The 22,031-nt window shown below is 49.7% G+C and carries 20 protein-coding genes and 1 tRNA gene; 7 read left to right on the top strand and 14 right to left on the bottom strand.

From position 1 onward, the window contains the following. Window positions 1-191: 191 nt before the first annotated feature. From DW739_RS05820 to DW739_RS05765, 12 genes are all read right to left on the bottom strand, one after another. Window positions 192-1,433 carry a family 10 glycosylhydrolase gene (locus DW739_RS05820; protein ID WP_117796524.1) on the bottom strand — a complete coding sequence of 414 codons (1,242 nt, stop codon included), beginning with the start codon at window positions 1,431-1,433 and terminating at the stop codon, window positions 192-194. A 332-nt stretch (window positions 1,434-1,765) separates the two neighbouring features. Beyond that, window positions 1,766-2,437, bottom strand: coding sequence for a V-type ATP synthase subunit D (locus DW739_RS05815; protein WP_022358661.1), 672 nt, complete (start codon window positions 2,435-2,437; stop codon window positions 1,766-1,768). Between the two features lie 113 nt (window positions 2,438-2,550). Beyond that, window positions 2,551-3,924 carry a V-type ATP synthase subunit B gene (locus DW739_RS05810; protein ID WP_022358662.1) on the bottom strand — a complete coding sequence of 458 codons (1,374 nt, stop codon included), beginning with the start codon at window positions 3,922-3,924 and terminating at the stop codon, window positions 2,551-2,553. Further along, entirely contained in the window at window positions 3,925-5,694 is a 1,770-nt protein-coding gene (locus DW739_RS05805) for a V-type ATP synthase subunit A (protein ID WP_118493575.1), read from the bottom strand. Window positions 5,695-5,718: 24 nt separating this feature from the next. Next, window positions 5,719-6,039: a V-type ATP synthase subunit F gene (locus DW739_RS05800; protein ID WP_107000826.1), complete on the bottom strand. Its 321-nt coding sequence runs from the start codon at window positions 6,037-6,039 to the stop codon at window positions 5,719-5,721. Continuing rightward, window positions 6,032-7,006, bottom strand: a complete 975-nt coding sequence (locus DW739_RS05795) for a V-type ATPase subunit (protein WP_107000827.1) — start codon at window positions 7,004-7,006, stop codon at window positions 6,032-6,034. Before DW739_RS05795 ends, DW739_RS05800 begins: the two co-directional genes overlap by 8 nt. Before the next feature lie 27 nt (window positions 7,007-7,033). Continuing rightward, complete coding sequence (locus DW739_RS05790; protein WP_118493578.1) at window positions 7,034-7,627, bottom strand: V-type ATP synthase subunit E; 594 nt, start codon at window positions 7,625-7,627, stop codon at window positions 7,034-7,036. A 45-nt stretch (window positions 7,628-7,672) separates the two neighbouring features. Further along, the gene (locus tag DW739_RS05785; RefSeq protein WP_022358667.1) at window positions 7,673-8,140 is read right to left on the bottom strand and encodes a V-type ATP synthase subunit K; all 468 of its coding nucleotides are present in this window, start codon (window positions 8,138-8,140) and stop codon (window positions 7,673-7,675) included. Between the two features lie 2 nt (window positions 8,141-8,142). Beyond that, complete coding sequence (locus tag DW739_RS05780; protein WP_118493581.1) at window positions 8,143-10,158, bottom strand: V-type ATP synthase subunit I; 2,016 nt, start codon at window positions 10,156-10,158, stop codon at window positions 8,143-8,145. A gap of 19 nt (window positions 10,159-10,177) precedes the next feature. Next, entirely contained in the window at window positions 10,178-10,486 is a 309-nt protein-coding gene (locus tag DW739_RS05775; RefSeq protein WP_107000830.1) for a hypothetical protein, read from the bottom strand. Between the two features lie 337 nt (window positions 10,487-10,823). Next, window positions 10,824-11,765: an AEC family transporter gene (locus DW739_RS05770; protein WP_022358670.1), complete on the bottom strand. Its 942-nt coding sequence runs from the start codon at window positions 11,763-11,765 to the stop codon at window positions 10,824-10,826. Window positions 11,766-12,189: 424 nt separating this feature from the next. After that, complete coding sequence (locus DW739_RS05765) at window positions 12,190-13,062, bottom strand: methionyl aminopeptidase (protein ID WP_118637744.1); 873 nt, start codon at window positions 13,060-13,062, stop codon at window positions 12,190-12,192. Between the two features lie 295 nt (window positions 13,063-13,357). Here DW739_RS05765 and DW739_RS05760 point away from each other — a divergent pair, with 295 nt between their 5' ends. Then, complete coding sequence (locus DW739_RS05760; RefSeq protein ID WP_118742794.1) at window positions 13,358-14,623, top strand: DUF4118 domain-containing protein; 1,266 nt, start codon at window positions 13,358-13,360, stop codon at window positions 14,621-14,623. A 1-nt stretch (window position 14,624) separates the two neighbouring features. Continuing rightward, on the top strand, window positions 14,625-15,335 hold the full coding sequence (locus DW739_RS05755) for a response regulator transcription factor (RefSeq protein WP_107000834.1): 711 nt from the start codon (window positions 14,625-14,627) through the stop codon (window positions 15,333-15,335). Between the two features lie 298 nt (window positions 15,336-15,633). Here the strand turns inward: DW739_RS05755 and DW739_RS05750 are convergent, their stop codons facing one another. Next, a complete protein-coding gene (locus DW739_RS05750; RefSeq protein WP_118481959.1) occupies window positions 15,634-16,443 on the bottom strand; it encodes a hypothetical protein in 810 nt (269 codons plus the stop codon). A gap of 137 nt (window positions 16,444-16,580) precedes the next feature. Further along, window positions 16,581-17,471, bottom strand: a complete 891-nt coding sequence (locus DW739_RS05745; protein ID WP_118742793.1) for a DMT family transporter — start codon at window positions 17,469-17,471, stop codon at window positions 16,581-16,583. A gap of 219 nt (window positions 17,472-17,690) precedes the next feature. On the opposite strand from DW739_RS05745, the gene DW739_RS05740 reads away from it, so the two are divergent. From DW739_RS05740 to DW739_RS05720, 5 genes are all read left to right on the top strand, one after another. Then, entirely contained in the window at window positions 17,691-18,338 is a 648-nt protein-coding gene (locus DW739_RS05740; RefSeq protein WP_182427954.1) for an IS607 family transposase, read from the top strand. Beyond that, window positions 18,286-19,440, top strand: coding sequence for a transposase (locus DW739_RS05735; protein ID WP_347560983.1), 1,155 nt, complete (start codon window positions 18,286-18,288; stop codon window positions 19,438-19,440). Before DW739_RS05740 ends, DW739_RS05735 begins: the two co-directional genes overlap by 53 nt. 196 nt (window positions 19,441-19,636) lie before the next feature. After that, window positions 19,637-20,269: a YitT family protein gene (locus DW739_RS05730; protein WP_243023738.1), complete on the top strand. Its 633-nt coding sequence runs from the start codon at window positions 19,637-19,639 to the stop codon at window positions 20,267-20,269. 150 nt (window positions 20,270-20,419) lie between these two features. Then, window positions 20,420-20,492: transfer RNA gene (locus tag DW739_RS05725), tRNA-Gly, on the top strand. Window positions 20,493-20,596: 104 nt separating this feature from the next. Then, window positions 20,597-21,730: an SLC13 family permease gene (locus tag DW739_RS05720; protein WP_182427948.1), complete on the top strand. Its 1,134-nt coding sequence runs from the start codon at window positions 20,597-20,599 to the stop codon at window positions 21,728-21,730. Window positions 21,731-22,031: the final 301 nt, after the last annotated feature.

Genomic DNA, 22,031 nt, shown 5'->3' with positions numbered 1-22,031 from the left:
TGCAATCATCCACAGGGGTTTCCATTTCCCCAACAAGGTATCATGGTTACCGTTCACGGGTAGGCACTTTGGGAACCGAAAGTGCCGTAAGAAAACGTGGTGGCAGCAGGAATTTGCCGTATTTAAATGCGAAGCCACGGCAAATTCCGTTACTGGGCACGTATGCGTGAACAGTAACTATCTGGGAGCACTTAATGGAACAGCGCCGTCACATTCGCCACTTCCTCCGCTGCCGCCGCACGCGTCAGGGACGATAAATCATAGAAGCAGTAACCGCTCACCTGTCCGGTTGCCCGTCCAGCCTGCACCTCGCGCTTCATGATATCATGATACCGCTGCCACTCCGGCACCTCGTTGCCGTCCACTGCATCTGTTCCGGTCTTATAGAGCGCCAGACCGACATACAGCTTCACATTGCCCTTCTTTTTCAGCGTCACCCACTCATTCAGGCAGTTTGCAAACGCATAGCCCGCTGCCTGGCCGTTCTGCTTCGCCTCAAATCCCCAGTAAATCTGCGGCATCAGGTAATCCACATAGCCGCTCTGGGTCATCCACGCATCCACATCTGTAAACTGGCGGGTATCTTTTCGGAGGTTCTGTAAATATCCCTCCGGGCTGATACCGAACAATGCCTGCGGACGGATCGACTTGACCGCACTATAAACGCCCCTTACCAGCTCATTGACATTATTCCGTCTCCACGCCGCCACACTCAGCGATGTGCCGCCCGCCTGGTACTCTGGATAATCAAACCATGTTTCCGCCTTGCTGTCATCGAGATTCGGATAGAAATAATCATCAAAATGGATGCCGTCCACCTCATAATTCGTCACGATCTCTTTCACACCGTCAATAATCAGCTGGCGCACCTGCGGAATCGCCGGATTGTAATAATACTCACCATTCTGGCACAATACCCACCGGTCATTCGAACTGTCCCCGTCCTTCGCCCACGCGATCGCCGGATTTGACGCACACAGATCCGAATAACGGTTCAGATACCCCGTGATCCGGTACGGATTGATCCACGCATGAAGCTGCAAGCCCCGCTGATGCGCCGCCTGCACCGCATATGCCAGCGGATCATACCCCGGATTCTTTCCCTGTTTTCCAGAGGCAAATTTCGACCACGGGAAATACTGTGACGGATACATCGCATCTCCATCCGGGCGAACCTGTAGGAAAACCGCATTTAACCCCTTCTGTACACAGAGGTCCAGTGTCTGATCCATCGCCTTCTTATATCCAGCCTCATCCTTCGCCCATCCATTCCAGTCCAGATACGAAACCCAGACACCTCTCATCTCTCCACTTCCAGGACTGCCGCCCGATACCGGACCCGCATACGCCTTCGAAACCGGCAGGAACAACATCCCCACCGCCAAAAGAAATGCTGCCACCCAGCCGATCGCCCTCTGTACCTGCTTTGCCATGCAAAATTCCTCCCCTCATTTCCTCCTATTCTACCAAATATTTCCAATAAATACTTTACTTTTTTCTGTCTCTTTTATTTTTCCAATACACAGGGACGAGCCCGCGAGGTCCGAACCGCCTTTCATATATCTTTGTACGCATCTTGAACACAGGTGTCCGAACAGGGCGGACGCAGTCCGTCATGGGCGAACATCTGTAGTGAAAGCAAGCGAACAAAGGTATATCGAAAGGGCGGTTCGAACCTCGTGGGCTCGTCCCGTCATTTTCACAACTATGTGCAAAAAAACCTCCCCTGACAGCCCTAAAGCCGCCAGAAGAGGCATTTTCATCATCACGAACAAAGCTCCCGCTTCTCCTTATAATGATGCTTCTCCTCCAGCATCATATCCTTTACCTTCATCAGGCGGATCTGCGTGCTTCTCTCATTTTCATCCAGCTTCATCGTGATATATTTGATATTTTTGCGCGCCTCCGGAATAATTACGTGCTCCAGCGCATTGACTCTCCGGCGCGTTTTCTCGATCTCGGCTGCCATGAGCTGGCAGGCTTTCTCTGTCTCGGACAGCCGCAGCATATCCGGCAGAATGTCCGCCAGCGACTTGACTGCCCCGTCCAGATCGCTCGAAGTAAACGCAAATCCATACGAGTAAATATCGTTCTCATCCGCCGTCCGGGTCTTATAATGGAACACCGGAATATCGACGCTCATTACGTTTTTCTTGTCTGCTTCCAGATAAACCGCCTGTTTCGGCGCGGCAAGCGCGGTATTTAACGCCTGCTCGGACATCCCGGCTTTAGCGATGACGAAATTCACATTCGCACTCCGGATGCCCGCCTCCACTTTCTGGCGCAGCGCCATATTTTCCCGGACCAGATCCAGGAACTGGCGCATCAGCTCATCCCGCTTATCCTTCAGCAGTTTATGTCCCCGCGTGGCTGTCGCCAGCTTCTTTTTCAGCCTCGTAAGCTCCATTCGGGTCGGGTTGACCTGTGTCGATGCCATGCGTACCACCTCTCTCCTGCAATCACTTTGTCACAACAGATCCGCCAGCTCCCGCAGCCGCGTTATGACACGCCGCTTTCGTTTTCAAGCGCATCCGCCATGCACAGGCATTTTTACTCTTTCCCATAATACAGATCCAGATACTTCTCATCGATACGTTTCAGCTCGCTTCTCGGCAGGATGGAAAGCAGTTTCCAGCCAATCCGCAGCGTCTCCTCGATATCGCGGTCCGTATTGTAGCCCTGGGAAACATATTCTTTTTCAAAGGCGTCCGCAAATTTTGCATAGATTAAGTCAACATCGGACAATGCCGCCTCGCCCAGGATCACCATGAGTTCCTTTGCTTCCTTGCCGCGCGCATACGCCGCAAAGAGCTGGTTTAAGGTGTTCGAATGGTCGGCACGCGTCTTGCCCTCGCCAATTCCCTTATCTTTCAGACGGGACAGCGACGGAAGTACGTCAATCGGCGGTGTGATGCCCTTGCGGTACAGATCACGGCTTAAGATAATCTGTCCCTCGGTAATATATCCGGTTAAGTCCGGAATCGGGTGCGTCTTGTCATCCTCCGGCATGGTTAAGATCGGAATCATCGTGATCGAACCATTCTTGCCTCTCTGGCGTCCGGCTCTCTCATACAGGGATGCAAGATCCGTGTACATATAACCCGGATAACCACGACGTCCCGGAACTTCCTTGCGGGCAGCCGAAATCTCTCGCAGCGCATCCGCGTAGTTTGTGATATCCGTCAGGATAACGAGAACGTGCATATTTTTCTCAAATGCCAGATACTCGGCAGCCGTCAGCGCCATACGCGGGGTCGCGATACGCTCAACCGCCGGATCGTTTGCCAGGTTGATAAACAGGACGGTACGGTCGATCGCGCCCGTCTCCTTAAAGCTCTCGGTAAAGAAATGCGCTTCCTCAAAGGTGATACCCATCGCCGCGAAGACAACGGCAAACGGTTCGTCCGTGCCGCGCACCTTCGCCTGTCTCGCAATCTGGGCTGCCAGATTCGCATGCGGCAGACCGGACGCCGAGAAAATCGGCAATTTCTGACCGCGAACCAGTGTATTCAGACCATCGATCGCGGAAACACCCGTCTGGATAAACTCCTGCGGATAGCTTCTCGCCGCCGGGTTCATCGGCAGACCATTGATATCGCGGCGTTCCTCCGGCAGGATCTCCGGACCGCCGTCGATTGGATTGCCCAGACCGTCAAAGACGCGTCCCAGCATATCCTCCGATACGCCAAGTTCCATCGTTCTGCCTAAAAAACGCACCTTACTATTTGAAAGGTTGATACCCGTGGAACTCTCAAAAAGCTGTACCAGCGCATTGCCGCCGTCGATCTCCAGCACCTTGCAGCGTCTCTTTTCGCCGCTCGCCAGCTCGATCTCACCCAACTCGTCATAGGTAACATTTTCCACGCCCTGCACCAGCATCAGAGGACCTGCAACCTCCTGTATGGTTCTATATTCTTTCGGCATTTAGAATGCCCCCTTTCCAGCCGCATCGGCAACCTCTTTCGCAAGTTCATCGAGGACCGCCTGATACTCTTTCTCCACGTCTTCTGCTTTCGTATATTTAAAACGTCCGATCTGCTCGCGCACCGGCATCTTGATGAGATTCTGGATGGAAGCGCCGCCTTCCAGCGCTTTCTTCGACTGCTCATAGAACGCCAGCACCAGCTTCATCATGCGGAACTGTTTCTGCAATGGTGTATACGTGTCAATCTCATGGAAGGAGTTCTGATGCAGGAAATCCTCACGGATCGAGCGCGCCGCTTCCATTTTCAGGCGGTCGATCGGGGATAATGCATCCATGCCGACCATCTTTACGATCTCCTCCAGCTCTGCCTCTTCCTGCAGAAGGCTCATAAGACCCTGGCGGCAGCTCATCCACTCATCCGATACATTCTCATCAAACCATTTTCCCAGATTGTCCACATACAGGGAATAGCTGGTCAGCCAGTTGATCGCCGGGAAATGGCGCTTGTATGCCAGCGCTGAATCGAGTCCCCAGAATACCTTGACGATACGCAGCGTCGCTTGGGAAACCGGCTCGGAAATATCGCCGCCTGGCGGGGATACGGCTCCGATTGCGGACAGGGCGCCCTCGCGTCCGTCCCTGCCAAGGCAGATGACATGACCTGCACGCTCATAGAACTGTGCCAGACGGCTTCCTAAGTAGGCCGGATAACCTTCCTCGCCTGGCATCTCTTCCAGACGGCCCGACATCTCTCGCAGCGCCTCCGCCCATCGGGAGGTGGAATCCGCCATCAGTGCCACCGAATAACCCATGTCGCGGAAATACTCTGCGATCGTAATACCCGTGTAAATTGATGCCTCGCGGGCTGCTACCGGCATATCCGAAGTATTGGCAATCAGCACGGTCCGCTGCATCAGGGAGTGCCCGGTCTTTGGATCCTTTAACTCCGGGAACTCATTTAAAACATCCGTCATCTCGTTGCCGCGCTCACCGCAGCCGATGTAAACAACAATGTCCGCCTCTGCCCATTTCGCTAACTGATGCTGGATGACGGTCTTGCCGCTTCCGAACGGTCCCGGCACAGCTGCCACGCCGCCCTTGGCGATCGGGAAAAATGCGTCAACGACACGCTGTCCGGTGATCAGCGGTTTTATCGGCGGCAGCTTCGTCTGGTACGGACGTCCGCGCCGAACCGGCCATTTCTGCATCATCGTAAGCTCTTTTTCGCCGTTTTCCGTCTCAATGAGCGCTACGGTTTCCTCCACCGTAAATTCACCGCTCTTGATCTCTTTGACCGTACCTTTTACACCATACGGCACCATAATTTTATGCTCAATGATCAGCGTCTCCTGCACGGTACCGATGATGTCGCCTGCTTCCACGCTGTCGCCCGCTTTCACGGTCGGCACAAACTGCCATTTCTTATCACGCTTTAAGGACGGAACCTCAACGCCGCGCTTTAAGTTGTTGCTGCCCGTCTCCTTCATGATATCGTCCAGCGGTCGCTGGATTCCATCGTAGATACTCGTCAGGAGTCCCGGTCCCAGTTCAACCGAAAGCGGCACATCCATCGACTCTACCGGCTCGCCAGGTCCTAAACCGGAAGTCTCCTCATATACCTGAATCGACGCTTCATCTCCGTGAATCTCTATGATCTCGCCAATCAGACGTTCGTCGCTGACGCGGACGACGTCAAACATATTGGCATCCCGCATCCCGCTGGCGATAACCAGCGGTCCTGCTACCTTCTTTATCGTTCCTTTGCTCATTGGAAGGTTTCACCCACCTTTCTATCATGCATCTCCAAACAGAATATCCGATCCAACTGCCTGTTCCACCGAATGCTTGACCGACTCCACGCCTTTTCCCGTATTCCCGGAAATCCCCGGAATCAGGATCACGGACGGAAGCGGCTGTTCCCGGTAGCGGTCGATGGCTGTCTCAATCCCGGCAGCCGCCGCCTCGGTGATATAGATCACCGCGTAGGAACCAGAAGCCAGTTCCAGAAATACTTTCTCCGTCTCATTTACATCGGACACCGGAAATGTCTCCAGTCCCAGCGCCGCAAATCCGTAGATGCTGTCGTAATCTCCGACTACTGCAACCTTATACATACATCTCCCTTATCCTTTCCCGAATCTGTTCCTCCTCAAGACCGTTCAGACGGGCGGTCAGGATGATACGGACCGTTTTGATCTCATTTTCCTTCGCCAGTATATAGGCAACCAGCGGTCCCGCCGTAAACGGGTTGTATTTCTGCGGCTTGATCGTCTCGATCAGCTGATTGTCACACCACCGCTCAAACGCCGACGGCGATTCCTTTAATGCCTGCGCGCCGCCCCCATAGCGGGTTCCTTCCAGATACTCGCAGATCGCGCCGACACCGCCAAGAGCCGCCTGTGACAGGCGCTCGATATTCAAGCTATCGCACGGTGCCATCGCGCGCCGCATAAAATCCAGATGTTTTCCCGTCTTCTGGGAGCGCACCGCTATCTTGATATCCGCCACCGCGACCGTTGTCTCGGCATAATCGCGGATGATCGCGTCGGACGCATTCTTTCCGCACTCATAGATAGCTGCGAGCGCCGACCGGTCAACAATGATATCGCAGAGCTGCCCGTCGCCCGTGTGCAGAAATGTCTCGCTGGCTTCCTTCGCCGCCTCCCGCATATGTGCCGGAAGCGCCTGCCAGTCCTTCTCCGCCACGATCTTCGACATCCGCGCGCCGTCCACCTCGCAGTCGTCAAAATAGACATTGCCGTGGCTGCCCGGCGCCGCTGCATCCTTGATCGCCGCCTTTAAATTGTGGTAGAGATCCCCGTAGGAAAGCACTGCCAGGATCGCGTCGTCGCCCTTCAAAAGGTCGCGGACCGTCTCCCAGGATTTCGCCTTCTCCCGGGTCAGGATCGCCTCCGCGCTGAGCGGTGTATCTGCATCCCCCCAGCCGTGTTCGGTCAGGAAACGCAGCGCCCCCTCGTAGCTTTTTACGGACAGCAGCTGTTCAATCTGTGCGGAGGAAAAAAGCCCATTTTCCAGTGCCCGGATCCGGGCGACCGCGTAGGCATATTTTGTATCAGACATATAAGCCCTCCTTACCTTCTCCCGCCGTTATCCAAACAGCATCGCATGTACCTTGTCCGCCAGCTCATCCCGCTGCGACGCAAACAACGCCCCGGCAGAACAATTTTCCTCGACACCGCCATACACCAGAACAAAGCCCCCGTCGATCTCCCTCGGTTCTTTTTTCAGTACCAGGCTTCCGCCCTTTTCCTGCGCTGCCTTCTCTATCTTTGCCGGAAAATCATCCGGCATCCGCTCTAAATCACGTTTTGAAACATAGATTTCTCCTGCCCGATCCGTCACGAACCGGGAAAGAAGCTGCTCCATCCATGCAAAATACGCCTCATCCGGCTTTGCCAGCAGCTCCTTGTGTGCCGCCGCAAGCATTTCCTCGATGATCGCCTGCTTTTCCGCAAGGATCGCCTGGCGCTTCTTTAGCGCCGCCGAAGAACGAAGCCGTTCCTCATAGCTTTTTTCACGCTGCGCCGCCGATTTCGCCTGCTCTTCCTCCAGCTTTTTTACCTTTTCACCGGCTGCCGCAAGAGTCGTCTCCGCTTCACCGGCTGCTTTTTCCCGAATCGCAAGGGATTCCTGCTTTGCATCGTCAAGGATCTGAGCAATAATCTTATCTAATCCATTCATACGCTTCACTCCTTAACTGATTTTGATTCTTTCCGCCGTGCCAGATTACAGTGCATTGATTGCCAGAATCGAAACCAGAAGTGCCAGAATCGCATAGGTCTCAACCATCGCCGGGAACAGCATCGCTTTACCAAACTGTTCCGGTTTCTTCGCTACGATACCGATGGAAGCAACCGACGTTCTTCCCTGATGTCTCGCCGATACCAGACCAACCACGCCGATCGGAAGGCATGCTGCCAGATATAAGAGTCCCTGGGAGATCGACATGCTCATGTCAGCGCCGCCGCCAAGAAGACCAATCTTAGAAAGAGCGATGAAACCAACCAGCAGACCGTAGATACCCTGGGTACCCGGAAGCAGCTGGAGCAGAAGCACCTTCGCGAATTTATCCGGATCCTCGGTTACGACTCCGGCTGCTGCCTGACCTGCCACGCCTACGCCGTAGGCTGAACCCATACCTGCAAGAATAACCGCCACTGCAACTCCCAACAATGCAAATACAATTCCGCTCATATTTAATCCTCCTTGATTTCCACGTATTTTGTTATCTGCTTAAACGGACGGAACGCCTTTCCGCCACCCTCATAGAACTTTCCGAAAAACTCGACGTACTGCAGACGGCAGGTATGCACATACGCGCCGAGCAGGTTGATCGCCAGGTTAAACAGGTGTCCGAAGCAGAATACCAGTATAAATACAATCACGCCAAATACATTATTTCCAACCATACTTCCCATCTGGTTGATAACCGATGCGATAACGCCGGTTGCCAGTCCGAGCGCCAGAAGGCGCGAGTAGGAAAGCACATCCGACACCCATCCGGTAATATTGTACAAATCATATGCGCCAAGCGCCAGCCGCAGGAGCGGATTCTTCTTGTCGCGCGCCGACATCACCAGAATTCCCAGCGCGCCCACGATCGCCATTCCCTTTGCCAGCGAATTAAGCACCGGCGGGAATACGATATTCATCTGCGCGATGGAACCAAACAGTTCCGTCGGAAGCAGCATCAGGATCAGCCCCAGAAGCAGGAGGTACCAGAGTACCACGTCGCAGATAAAATCCACAACCTTGCCATCCTTTAAGAGCATATATCCTTTCAGTCCCAGCCCCAGGAATAAGTGAATCACGCCAAATAACATCGAATAAACCAAAAGCTTCATCGGGTCATTTAGCGGGACAAACCAGAGCGCCGGTATCGTCACCGTATGTCCAAAATACGTCCGGCTCACGATGTCCACCGCATCTCCGAAATAACCGCCGAACATGACGCCCCAGAACAGGGTCGAAAGTCCGCAGTACATAAAGAGCCGCAGTGATTTCCGCAGGTTTTCTTCCATCCTTGGGAATTTCTTAAGTGCCAGGAAACACATCAAAAATACAATAAATCCGTATGCCGCATCTGAAAGCATCAGACCAAACAAAAATACATAGCACGCTGCCATGATGCCGGTCGGGTCCATCTCCCCCTTCGCCGGTAAGCCAAAGGACGCGGTCACGCCCTCCGCCGACGCCGCGAAGGTTCCGTTGGAGAGAAGCACCGGTGCTTCCTCATCCTCCGGCACATCTGAACTTTCCACTGCAAGTTCAAACCGGCTATTCAGCTTCTCCTCCAGTCCTTTCGCATCGCGCTTCGGGATAAATCCCGTGATCATACACGTTTTTTCCGACTGTAAGATCTCGCCGAGCGCCTCATACTTCTGTGCCCTCAGGCGGTAATAGTCGGATAACAATTTCAAATCTTCCCTCGCCGGAGCGCACTGTTTCAGTTCTTCTTCCGTCGCTGCCGCGCGTCCCTCATGCTCTGCCGCTTGCGCTTTGAGTTTCTTAGCGTAAGCTGCCGGAACTTCCTCCACCGGACGCGCCGGACGGGCAAATCCAATCGACCGGAGTGCTGTCTCCAGCTTCTCCTCGTCCTCTTTCAGGCAAATTACCGCAATGCAGGTCTGGTCGGCATCGCTTCCGACAACCTCCAGCTCCCATTTTTCAAGCTGCGGCTCCTGTTTTGCCACCGAAGCGTAAATTTCTTCCTGCGTATAAGCGCCTCCGCCGACCGCGCCAGCTAAGATAGCACACCGTTTCGTCTCCTGATACGCAAGTGGAATCTCCAGCTTCTGCCACGGTTTCAGGCTTTCCGCCTCCGCCAGCAGTCTAAGCGCCGCAGTCTTTTCCTCCGTGATCTGCTTTTGCAGGTTCAAAATGCGTTCCGCCTGACCTAAAAGCGCCTCTGCGTTCGCCTCCGTCTCCCGGTACGCGCCTGCCTTTGCAAGCGGCTTTCCGGCAAGCCCAGCAAGCATCGATGTTTCCTCCGGAACCACCGCGGCAAGCACTTCCAATGCGCGGTCCGCCGTCGCCGCATTTCGCTCAAACTTCTGCCGATCCTCCAGCGTGTCCGTCCGCTTAAATACCTCGTCCGGCTCCGCCTCCGCAGAGAGCTCCAGCACTCCGGCAGCCTGCAGAAACTCCATCAGGGACTTACGGTCCTTCTTCAGGGCACAGATACATAGCTTTTGCATCTGCAATACTGCCATATCTACATCCCTCCATTCACTAGACCAGTTCCGCTATGAGCCGGTCAACCACCTCCGGTTTCCGTCTGTCCGCCGTCTCTCTGAGCGTCTGACACTCCGCCTCGGCTTCTGCCAGTGCCTGTTTTACGTACTCCTCCCCTCTGAGAGTCAGTTCTTCTTCCTGCTTCACAGCTGCTTCTTTCCCCCTTTTCTGTGCATCTGCGAGCATTCGATCCGCTTCTGCCTCCGCCTCCGCCTTAACGCGGCGTGCATCCTCCGAAGCCTGCGCGACCAGTTCCGATGCCTTCGCCTCTGCGTCCTCGACCGCCTGGATCGTCTCCTTGATCATTGAACCACCACCTTTTCCCCTAATTTTTTTTCAACAATAATGCAATATCCTTATTATGTTTCACATCCTCCCATTCCATACAATTCGCTGATTCGAAGCATCAAAAGCACATGGAAAATAAATAAGTTTTCTCGCATTTGTATACTATTATAACTTTTTCAATCAGTTTTGTCTATTAAATGTTTTAATTTTGAAAAGATTATACATACATCTTAATTTATGAAAAAAAATTTCGGTTCTCATGAAAAACAGTGTTTGTTTCCACAAAAAAAGCTGCCAGACAATTGTTGCTCTTCCACAAACCACTGTCTGGCAGTCCCCTATTATATATTTATTTTTATGCGAGCCACCCGATCGAATTAAGGAAATAGACCCACAAAAAGATCGTCACAACCGAGGCGACCGTGCTCAACACGACAAACTGTCCCGCCAGCTCGCCGTCGCCGCCCATGTTCTGCGCCATCGCATAGGACGCCGTCGCAACCGGAGTCGCGTACATTTCAAAGTAAACAAAACGTTCCACACCGGAAAAGCCGAGCAGCGTCGCAACCGCCAGAATCACTGCCGGCAGGATCACCATCTTGACGGTCATCGACGGAACCACATATTTCAGATTGCCGCCGATCGCATTGAAATGCAGCGTTCCGCCCAGTACGAACAGTGCCAGCGGCGTTGTCAGATTGGCAAACTGCTTGATCGGTCCTTCCACGGAAACCGGAAGTTTAATCCCTAACATATGGAAGATAAAGCCCATGAGCGCGCCGCGGATCATCGGATTTTTCAGGATATTCTTAATCAAAACGAAAACCGGGACCTTGCCGCCCCGGAACAATTCCAGAATCACGACCGCCGTTATGTTGTAGACCGGAATCACGATCGCCACCATCATCGTCGCCAGCAGTGTTCCCTCCTCACCGAACACGCTGGTTGCCAGCGGAATGCCGAACAGGACGAAATTGCTGCGGTAAATCGCCTGGATGATAACGCCGCGCCGCTCATTTTCCTTTACCAGACGCGGAACCACAGCAAGCAGAACCGCCTGCAAAAGCAGCACGCTGATAATGGCGACTGCCACCAGGCGCAGATTTAATGTCATTCCCTCCGGAATGGAATACAGGTTGTTAAACATCAGAATCGGAAAGAATGCCTGAAAGATCACCTTATTCAGGCGCTTCATAAAATCCTCATCCGCCAGCCCCGACATCCTGACTCCATATCCAAATGCGATATAGAGCAGAAACGGAAGGACTGTATTAAGTGCAAATAAAAAATTTTCCATATAATTCCTGCCACTTTCTTCTTAATTGCTTTGTTCTGGACGCGGTTTCTATCCAGTCAGGCCGCACCCCTTTAATCACCAGATTTATTATATACCCCATCCAAGAAATCGACAAGAAAAATTCAAGCGTGCCAGCCTCATAAACACTTCCGAAAAAGTTTCGAATTATGTAATACTCGTTTAGATTTATTTTAGATATTGGTCAAAATATGGACACAATTATCCAGTATTATAATGGCATAACATCAATGAGGCAGATGACACTACAAGATGCGCGCAATCGTTATCTGGCTCGACTAACAACAATTTCCTTTATATAGATATTTCTTCGCAGTCTTTTATCCCCCTTCGGCTGTGAAGAACCCCCACCTTGGGTACAAAAAAGAGACGGTTTGACGCCGTCTCTTTTTATGTACTCTGCAAACTACCAGGAAAGCACCTCATGGCCATCCTCGGTTACCAGCACCTGAATCTCCCACTGGGCGGATGCTTTTCCATCCTTCGTGTATACACTCCAGTCGTCATCGCCGTCCACGAATACTTCCTCGGTTCCCTCATTGATCATCGGCTCGATCGTGAACATCATGCCCGGTGCAAACATCATGCCGGTGCCTCTCTGGCCAATATATCCAACCCACGGATCCTCATGGAACTCGATGCCGACGCCGTGACCGCCAATCTCACGAACCACAGAATAGCCATTTTCTTCCGCATGCTTCTGGACCGCTTCCGCCATATCGCCCATGAAGCCCCACGGTTTTACCTGCTCCAGACCTAATTCCACACACTCTTTGACAACATCCACCAGTTTTTTATGTTCCGGGCTGACATTTCCGATGCAGAACATACGGGAAGAATCCGCATAATAGCCGTGATAAATGGTCGAAACATCCACGTTGATAATATCGCCATCCTTTAATACGACATCCGCTGACGGAATGCCATGGCAGACCTGGTCATTGATGGATGTGCACACGCTCTTCGGGAATCCTTCATAGCCAAGTGGCGCCGGAATTCCGCCCATGCGGGTCGTCTCATTATATACCCACTGATCGATCTCCTCGGTTGTGACGCCAGCTTTGATATGCTCAGCCACATAGTCCAGAACTGCCACATTGATCTTGCAGCTCTCGCGGATCCCCTCGATCTGCTCCGGGGTCTTGATCATGTCGTGATCCGGGATCTGATATCCGGCGTCCGCCGCCTCCATCAGCTTCTCGTCAAACACCTCATGGCAATGTTTGTACTTCTTTCCACTTCCACACCAGCACAGATCATTTCTTCCTAATTTTTTCATCTTACTTTCATTCCTTTCGTCCTGCACTCCGGCAGCCCGTTTGTCACTTTCTAACAGGCGGGTCAGCCTGCTTCCCTCATTCGGGAGACTGTTTGGAGTTTAACACACCGACGCTGAAAATGCAATGAAATCGCCCTTATCCAGCCAGATTCTCAATAATTGTGTTACTGTTTTTATCCCAAATTTTCACGATTTTTTCAACTTTTTAACAGTCTTCCTCTCTATTTTTCAGAAGAAACATTGTATAATAGAAACATCCATATGAATTTTTTGAAAGGAGACTTTCTTTATTTAAATGAAACATTCAAGTAAACCTTCTGTTTCTGGAACTTCCAATGAAACTTTCCTGAAAACAGAATCAGCCAGCAGCCTTCAAGGTTCAGCCGAACCCAGCTCTCCGGATACCAGCATTTCCAATGGCAGCGAAACATATCCGCACAAAATTGACGCCTTAAAAAATTGGTTCCGGACCCGCCCGATCGTTGAAAAATTCTGTGCGCTTCCGACATACATACAGAGCTGGGGACTTACCCTGTTTTTCATGGGTACCGCCACGATCATCGCGTTCTGCTTTTTTCATGCGCTCAAAAATCCGACTGCCAACATCGCGCTAACCTACATTCTGGCGGTCTTTTTGGTAGCGCGTTTTACAGACGGATACAGCTTCGGCCTGTTCTCCTCCTTTGTCGGCGTTGTCTGCGTCAATTTTCTGTTCACGTATCCGTATTTCGCGCTGGATTTCACGATGGCCGGCTATCCGATTACCTTCGTGGCAATGTTTTCAATTTCCAGCATTACAAGCGCCATCACAAGCAACATGAAAACACAGGCGCGCGTGCTGGCAGAACGTGAAAAGATGCTGATGGAAGCGGAAAAGGAAAAGATGCGGGCGAACCTGCTGCGGGCAATCTCCCATGACCTCCGCACCCCGCTTACCAGCATCATCGGTTCCAGTACCGTATATCTGGAAAATGGCAGCAGCCTCCCGGAGGTTGAGAAAAATGCGCTGGTGCGCCATATTCTTGAGGATTCCAACTGGCTCTTAAACATGGTTGAAAACCTGCTCTCCGTCACGCGTATCAACAATGAGACGGCAAAGGTAACTAAGACCTCGGAACCGGTCGAGGAAGTTCTCTCCGAGGCGATGATCCGCTTAAAAAAGAGACTTCCAGACGCCAATATCCATGTGCGCGTGCCGGAGGAATTCCTGATGGTCCCGATGGACGCAGTTCTCATCGAACAGGTTCTCATCAACCTGCTGGAAAATTCCGTTGTCCACGCGGAAAGCACCGAACCGATCGAGTGCTATGTGGAATCGCTTTCCGACTATGCGATTTTTCATGTGCGTGATTACGGCGTCGGCATCCCGCCGGAGAAGCTGGCAACCATCTTTGACGGCTCTTCTTCCACGACCAGCACTTCGCCGGATGGACGAAAAGGCATGGGAATCGGGCTTTCCATCTGTAAAACAATCATTCTCGCCCACGGCGGCGAAATCAGGGCAATCAACCACACACGCGGTGCCGAATTTTACTTTACTCTTCCAAAGGAGGACAAATAACATGACACATAAACTTTCTATTTTATTAGTAGAAGATGAAAAAAACATCTGCGACTTCATCTCCGCCTCCCTGTCCGCACAGGATTACCGCATTTCCACCGCACACACGGGAAAAGAAGCACTTCCGATCATCACGTCCCAGTGCCCGGATCTGATTCTCCTCGACCTGGGGCTTCCGGACATGGACGGCATGGAGATCATCCGCCAGGTCCGCACCTGGTCCAGCATCCCGATCATCGTCCTCTCCGCCCGCACGCAGGAACAGGAAAAGGTACGTGCGCTCGACCTTGGCGCGGATGATTATCTGACCAAGCCGATCGGCACCTCCGAGCTTCTCGCGCGCATCCGGACTGCCCTGCGCCACAGCAACCGCTTAAACACAGCTTCTCCGCTTTATAAGCGCCCATTCCATGCAAAGGGACTGACGATCGATTTTGAAAAACATCTGGTATCGGTTGATGGAAGGGATGTCCATCTGACGCAGATCGAGTTTAAGATTATCTCCCTGCTGGCACAGAATTCCGGCAGAGTCATGACGTATGATACGATTATTTCGAATATCTGGGGGCCGTATGCGGACGATGATAACAGTATTCTGCGCGTGAATATGGCACATATTCGAAGGAAACTGGAGCAGAACCCAGCGGAACCGCAGTATGTGTTTACGGAGATCGGGATTGGGTATCGGATGATTGAGGATGAGATGCAGTAATAGATAGATTGATTGATTGTCGTGATGCGGAAAGAGGCGTCCGGGAATCTGCACCGCCTGCGTCTCCAATTATCATTGTTCGCTTGCTTTCGCTACATCTGTTCGTCTGGATCGGACAAAAATGTCCGCCCCAGCCGGACAGCTGGCGTGGGATGCGTACAATCGATAATTGGAACGCTGGCTCTACAGATTCCCGGACGCCACTTTCCTCTTGTTATGTTATGGATCGCTTTTTCCTGCCAGCCTTTGCTTTGCTCGGCTGGCTTTTGATTGTCTATTTTTGTTTTTGTCTGTTTTTTTATTCTACTTCGCTTTCAATGACTCCATCGTATAAACCAATTAAGTCTTCATAGCCATCCGTGGATGGAAGTGTCACTACGACCGGCTCGCCCGGGTTCTGGACTTCGGTCTCCATCAGAGTAATGCAGGTCATCGGCTGGTCGAGGACTTCCATGTTGTATACGATATAGTTTGTCATATAGATAATGTAATCGTTGTCATCCAGCACGTAAGCGCCTTTCATTTCCTGGATGTTCATGTCCAGATTGACATCGGTGCCGAGTGTGTTCATCACGGTTCCGAGGGCTTCTTTGACGTTCTTGTTTAGCTTCTTTGGATTTGCCTCATATGCCAGCACACGTTTTCCATTGACCTCGTTTAAGGAAATGCCCTTCATATAGCTGGATTCCATATTGCTGGTGTTGACTCCGGTCTGGACGGAAGATATGATCTGCTCTAATGGCATCGGATATTTCAGTTTGACACCGTTGGCATCTACGTAATAGTATCCGTCCGTATAAAAAACCTGTGAATAGCTGTCCTGTCCCAGAATCGAGGAAGCGACCTGTGCCAGGTACTTGAGATCGGTGGTATCCTGCATATCCATCTCTGCATGCATCGCCATATCAACTTTCATCTGACCGTCCGGAATGACATCCCTTGCAAGTACGACCGAATGGACGCCGCTCTGAATCTCCACAGACTGAATCGTATTGTTCTTCTCCATCACCCGGTCAAATACTTCCGCCGGATTTTCAGCTGCAAATGCGGTTGTTGACATTGTCATAATGGCTGCTGCACTCACAAGTGCGGTTGCTAATTTTTTCATTCCTATTCCCTCCTGTAAACCATTTTTCGAACCATGTCGGCAATCCACTTTATTCCAGAACTTTATTCTCTGAAACATGGAACTCACACCGGCTTTATCTCCAGTATATATAATTTGACAACGCTTGTAAAGCGTATCTACGGGCACTTTTCCTTCCGATTGTTATACACAAACATGAAAATTGCCATCAGGCAGATAATTCCATATCCTAGGAAACTCCAGCCGTCCGGCACCTGCCCGAAGATGAAGAAACCGAGCATCGTCGAGAAGATCAGCTGCGAATAATCGTAGATGGAAATACGGCTCGCCGGGGCATAGCGGTATGCCGCCGTGATCGCAAACTGTCCGCCCGCCGCCGCGCAGCCCGCCAAAAGCAGGATCCCCATCTGCTGCCAGGTCATCGGATGATAGTCAAAAATCAGCCACGGCAGCACAACCACACAGGAAAATACCGAGAAAAACAGCACGATCACCGGTCCCTTTTCTCCTGCCTCTCCCAGTTTCCGCACCATCGTGTACGCCGCGCCCGCGCAGATGCCGCCGAAAAAGCCCAGCAGCGACGGCACAAGTGCCAGATTGGAGAATGTCGGCTTTACCACGAATATACTGCCGAGAAACGCACCGAAGATCAGCGAAAGCTGAATTGGCATAACTTTTTCCTTTAAGATCAGCCAGCTGAACAGCACTGTAAAAAACGGCGACATTTTATTTAGAATCGATGCGTCCGCCAGCACCAGATGATCCACCGCATAAAAGTTACACAGCACTCCCATCGTGCCGAAAATTGACCGCATCAGAAAATACGGCAGATTTTCCCTGCGGATACGAAACGGCTCTCCCGCCCGCAAAAGCAAAACAACCGCTGCCAGCGCCGCCACCAGATTGCGGAAAAAGCTCTTCTGCATCGATGGCAGATCGCCCGCCAAATGTACAAACATGCTCATCAGCGCAAAACAGAACGCAGACAGCACCAGGCAGGCAATTCCCCGATACTCCTGCTTCCGGCTGTCCGGATGATTTTCTACCATGTTTTCCTTCCCCTTTCCATCTTCCTACCTTCCAGTATACGCACATCCCACATTTTTGTCTATTCTTGACACAAATTTGTTTCCATACTAAAATAAAGAAACCTTTAACAACACTATCATTTGTAAGGAGAGTATATTAAGTAATCGAATTTATTGACTAACATGATTAAATGTGTTTAAATATACTCAAAGGAGTAAATTATTATGAACACATCAAATATCACAAATTACAAGCCAAAAGATTTTGCTGAACTGTTAGGGGTATCCGTAAAAACATTACAGCGTTGGGATAGAGAAGGAACTCTAAAGGCAAACCGAACTCCAACTGATAGACGTTATTACACTTATGACCAATATCTGCAATTCAAAGGAATAAATACTGAAGATGACCAACGTCAGGTAGTTATTTATACCAGGGTATCTACAAAAAATCAAAAAAATGATTTACAAAACCAAGTTGCATTTTTACGACAGTTTTGTAATGCGAAAGGTATTATTGTAGACCAGTGCATTGAAGATTATGGAAGTGGTCTTAATTACAATCGTAAAAAGTGGAACGAATTATTAGATGAAGTGATGGAACAAAAAATCAAAACCATAATCGTAACTCACAAAGATAGATTTATCAGATTTGGTTACGACTGGTTTGAAAAATTCTGTACAAAGTTTAATACGACCATCGTGGTAGTGAACAATGAAGAACTATCACCACAAGAAGAACTCGTGCAGGATATTGTTTCAATACTCCATGCGTTCTCTTGTAGGTTGTACGGACTTCGTAAGTATAAAAAACAAATAGAAAGGGATGTGGAAATTGCTAAAGAGCTTCAAAACGGAAATAAATCCGACAGAGGAACAGAAAGTTAAGATCCGTAAAACAATAGGAACTTGTAGATATATTTACAACTTCTATCTCGCTCACAACAAAGAGCTTCATGACAATGGAGAAAAGTTTATGAGTGGTAAAAGTTTTAGTGTCTGGCTGAACAATGAGTATCTTCCCAAAAATCCAGATAAGCTATGGATTAAGGAAGTCAGTTCAAAATCTGTAAAGCGTTCAATCGAAAATGGTTGTATCGCATTTACCAGATTTTTCAAACATCAAAGTGCTTTTCCTAATTTTAAAAAGAAAGGCAAATCTGATGTGAAGATGTATTTCGTAAAGAATAATCCAAAGGATTGCCGATGCGAAAGACACAGAATTAATATTCCATCACTTGGTTGGGTTCGTATCAAAGAAAAAGGATATATTCCTACGACAAAAGATGGGTATGTAATTAAAAGCGGTACGGTATCTATTAAAGCTGGTAGATACTACGTATCCGTTCTTGTAGAGATTCCTGATATGCTTATTGATAGCAGTAATAATGATGGCATTGGGATAGACTTAGGCTTAAAAAATTTTGCTATTGTTTCAAACGGAAAGACGTACAAGAACATTAATAAATCAGCAAGACTAAAGAAACTTGAAAAACAACTACGAAGAGAGCAAAGATGTCTCTCTCGTAAATATGAATATTTAAAGAAAGGAGAGTCCACTCAAAGAGCAAATATACAAAAGCAAAAGCTCAAAGTACAGAAACTTTATCATAGACTGGATAATATCCATACTGATTACATCAATAAGATAATTGCTGAGATAGTGAAAACCAAACCATCTTATATAACGATTGAAGATTTGAATGTGTCAGGTATGATGAAGAACAGGCATCTTTCTAAAGCTGTTGCATCACAGAAATTCTACGAGTTTAGAACTAAATTGAAAAGCAAATGTGATGATAACAATATTGAACTTAGGGTTGTAGATAGATTTTATCCATCTTCTAAACTATGTCATTGTTGCGGTTCTATAAAGAAAGATTTAAAACTTTCAGATAGAATCTACAGATGTGATTGTAGCTATGTTGCAGATAGGGATCTCAATGCGGCACTTAATTTGAAAGATGCTAAAACTTACAAGATTGCATAATGAAAAGCAAATGTAAGTATGTACCGAAGGCTATTTCGGGAATTAATGACTGTGGAGTATACAAGAACTTGTGAGTAGCCTATCTGTTTACAGATTGTAAAAGCATATACGATGAAGCAGTAAGTAATGTTCGTGAGAACTTACAACATCTCGATGTGAGTATATTTACACACATTTTGAGTGGCAACCTGTTATTTTGCTGAAATTATTCCATTCCCTCGATTTAAAACTAAAATCCTGCCTGATTGCACTGTTTGGCAGTGCATTTCTGGCATTTGGGCTGTACCATGTCCATTCCTTTTCCGGTGTCACCGAGGGCGGTGTCTTAGGAATGACGCTTCTGCTTGATCACTGGTTCCATATCTCCCCATCCGTATCTGGCTTCGTCATGAACCTCGCCTGCTACGCGATGGGATGGAAGCTTCTGGGACGGCAGTTCATCGCCTACTCCATTCTTTCCAGCGCCAGCTTCTCCCTGTCTTACCGGATCTGTGAGCAGTTTCCGCCCCTGTGGCCGCAGCTTGCCGATATGCCGCTTGCCGCATCCCTGCTCGGCGCAATCTTTGTCGGCATCGGTGCCGGGCTCTGCGTGCGGATCGGCGGTGCTCCGGGCGGGGACGATGCGCTTGCGATGAGCCTTTCTCACGTGACGCACATCAAAATCCAGTGGATCTACCTCCTGTCCGATTTTGCTGTACTGGGGCTTTCACTGAGCTACATTCCGTTAAACCGCATGGCATACTCCATCCTCACTGTGCTTCTGTCCGGACAGATCATCGGGTTTGTGCAAACCGTGGGAACACATCCAGTGAACAATATGGAAACTTGATCGGTTTCATACGGCTCTCTTGGTTCCAAAAGTACCTGACCTATAGAGCAACAAGAATTTTCTATATTTTTTGATTTTTTTCAAAAAAACCCTTGCCAAATCAACCGACCTGTGATAATATATAACTCGTTGAAGCGATGCTTCAGAAATGCGCGAGTGGCTCAGTTGGTGGAGCGCGACCTTGCCAAGGTCGAGGCCGCGGGTTCGAGTCCCGTCTCGCGCTCTTTTTATTTTATAGCGGAAACCTTTTTCATTTTCATGAGGGTTTCCGCTATTTTCGTTACTGGTCACAGTTACACTTTTTCTTTTTCAAGGGAGTATTTTACCATGATACAAAAAGTAAGTTCTTTTCTCAAAAAGGATACCGTTTTAACCATCGCCCTAGCTCTGGCTGTCCTTTCCATGTTTATCATACCACCGTCTGCCGGATACCTGAAATATCTGGATCTGCACACACTGATCCTGCTCTTTGGCCTGATGACAGCAACCACAGGCCTCCAAAACATCGGTTTCTTTCGACAGCTCGGGGAATTACTGTTGCTTCGAATCCATTCACTCAGGCAGCTGGAACAGCTTCTGATTCTTCTGTGTTTCTTTTCCAGCATGCTGATCACCAACGATGTGGCCTTAATTACCTTCGTTCCATTTGCTCTGGAACTACTGCGGATGGTAAACCGCAAAGACCAGATCGTTCCGGTTGTCGTCTGCCAGACACTGGCAGCCAATCTCGGCAGCATGACAACTCCGGTGGGGAATCCCCAGAACCTGTATCTGTATTCCCACTTTGAGCTTTCACTTGATACATTTATCCGGAGCATCGGTCCATTTTCGCTGCTTTCATTGGTTTTGCTGCTGCTCGTCACAATGTTTACACCAAGGGAGACTATCTCACTAGATACAGCCGATAGAGATACAACCTCCGATGAGGCCTTTCCTAAACGCTGCCTTTTCTGCTGTCTGGGAATGTTTTTCCTGTGCCTTTGCACCGTAGCCGGTCTTCTGCCGCTTCCAATCCTGTTTATCTGCATTCTGGCGATTGGCTGTCTGGCAGACCCGAAGATCTTCTGTCAGGTAGATTACTCTCTCATCCTGACTTTTATCGGATTCTTCATCTTCATCGGGAATCTGAAACACATTCCTGCGGTAAGCTCCCTGCTTTCCAGTATGATCACGGGACACGAAGTGATAGTCTCCGTTCTGTCCAGCCAGGTAATCAGCAACGTTCCGGCCGCCATCCTGTTGTCCGGATTTACCGAAAAAGGAGTTTCCCTTCTGATCGGAACTAACCTCGGCGGTCTCGGCACCCTGATCGCATCCATGGCGAGTCTTATTTCTTACAAATATATCGTCCGCTCCTGCCCAGAGAAAAAAGGAATCTACTTCCGCTGGTTCACGATTGCAAATGCGGGATTTCTAGCAGTCCTGATGGCGGTATATTTTCTAGTTTTTTATAGCATCTGATAAAAAAGAATGCGGCTTGTCACATTCTCGCGCCGAGCGCGGTCGCTTGCGACATGTTTCTGCTTCGCGCGAGTGCGCATCCTCGCGAAGCGTTTTTTGTTTCATGGGACGTAATTTCCTATGAAACAAGAAAGCCCCCAGAGCGGCAACTCTGGGGGCTTTCGTTTTTGCTGCGTAGAATCTTCTCACATTCCTTAGCTAGCCACGTCTTATTCTATTTCTGACAAAATATCAATATTTACACATCCATCTCAAACGATATTTTATCACTAAATAGAATTCTCCATAGTACAAAAAAACA

The sequence above is a fragment of the Clostridium sp. AM28-20LB genome, from assembly GCF_003480665.1.
Classification (GTDB): Bacteria; Bacillota; Clostridia; order Lachnospirales; family Lachnospiraceae; genus Otoolea; species Otoolea fessa.
Note: the sequence above shows the minus strand (reverse complement) of the source record. Positions and strands in the feature narration are given on the sequence as shown.

What these genes read in the sequence shown, in the direction of transcription:
- DW739_RS05820 (WP_117796524.1), bottom strand. Translation starts at nt 1,433, where the DNA reads ATGGCAAAGCAGGTACAGAGGGCGATCGGCTGGGTGGCAGCATTTCTT.
- DW739_RS05815 (WP_022358661.1), bottom strand. Translation starts at nt 2,437, where the DNA reads ATGGCATCGACACAGGTCAACCCGACCCGAATGGAGCTTACGAGGCTG.
- DW739_RS05810 (WP_022358662.1), bottom strand. Translation starts at nt 3,924, where the DNA reads ATGCCGAAAGAATATAGAACCATACAGGAGGTTGCAGGTCCTCTGATG.
- DW739_RS05805 (WP_118493575.1), bottom strand. Translation starts at nt 5,694, where the DNA reads ATGAGCAAAGGAACGATAAAGAAGGTAGCAGGACCGCTGGTTATCGCC.
- DW739_RS05800 (WP_107000826.1), bottom strand. Translation starts at nt 6,039, where the DNA reads ATGTATAAGGTTGCAGTAGTCGGAGATTACGACAGCATCTACGGATTT.
- DW739_RS05795 (WP_107000827.1), bottom strand. Translation starts at nt 7,006, where the DNA reads ATGTCTGATACAAAATATGCCTACGCGGTCGCCCGGATCCGGGCACTG.
- DW739_RS05790 (WP_118493578.1), bottom strand. Translation starts at nt 7,627, where the DNA reads ATGAATGGATTAGATAAGATTATTGCTCAGATCCTTGACGATGCAAAG.
- DW739_RS05785 (WP_022358667.1), bottom strand. Translation starts at nt 8,140, where the DNA reads ATGAGCGGAATTGTATTTGCATTGTTGGGAGTTGCAGTGGCGGTTATT.
- DW739_RS05780 (WP_118493581.1), bottom strand. Translation starts at nt 10,158, where the DNA reads ATGGCAGTATTGCAGATGCAAAAGCTATGTATCTGTGCCCTGAAGAAG.
- DW739_RS05775 (WP_107000830.1), bottom strand. Translation starts at nt 10,486, where the DNA reads ATGATCAAGGAGACGATCCAGGCGGTCGAGGACGCAGAGGCGAAGGCA.
- DW739_RS05770 (WP_022358670.1), bottom strand. Translation starts at nt 11,765, where the DNA reads ATGGAAAATTTTTTATTTGCACTTAATACAGTCCTTCCGTTTCTGCTC.
- DW739_RS05765 (WP_118637744.1), bottom strand. Translation starts at nt 13,062, where the DNA reads ATGAAAAAATTAGGAAGAAATGATCTGTGCTGGTGTGGAAGTGGAAAG.
- DW739_RS05760 (WP_118742794.1), top strand. Translation starts at nt 13,358, where the DNA reads ATGAAACATTCAAGTAAACCTTCTGTTTCTGGAACTTCCAATGAAACT.
- DW739_RS05755 (WP_107000834.1), top strand. Translation starts at nt 14,625, where the DNA reads ATGACACATAAACTTTCTATTTTATTAGTAGAAGATGAAAAAAACATC.
- DW739_RS05750 (WP_118481959.1), bottom strand. Translation starts at nt 16,443, where the DNA reads ATGAAAAAATTAGCAACCGCACTTGTGAGTGCAGCAGCCATTATGACA.
- DW739_RS05745 (WP_118742793.1), bottom strand. Translation starts at nt 17,471, where the DNA reads ATGGTAGAAAATCATCCGGACAGCCGGAAGCAGGAGTATCGGGGAATT.
- DW739_RS05720 (WP_182427948.1), top strand. Translation starts at nt 20,597, where the DNA reads ATGATACAAAAAGTAAGTTCTTTTCTCAAAAAGGATACCGTTTTAACC.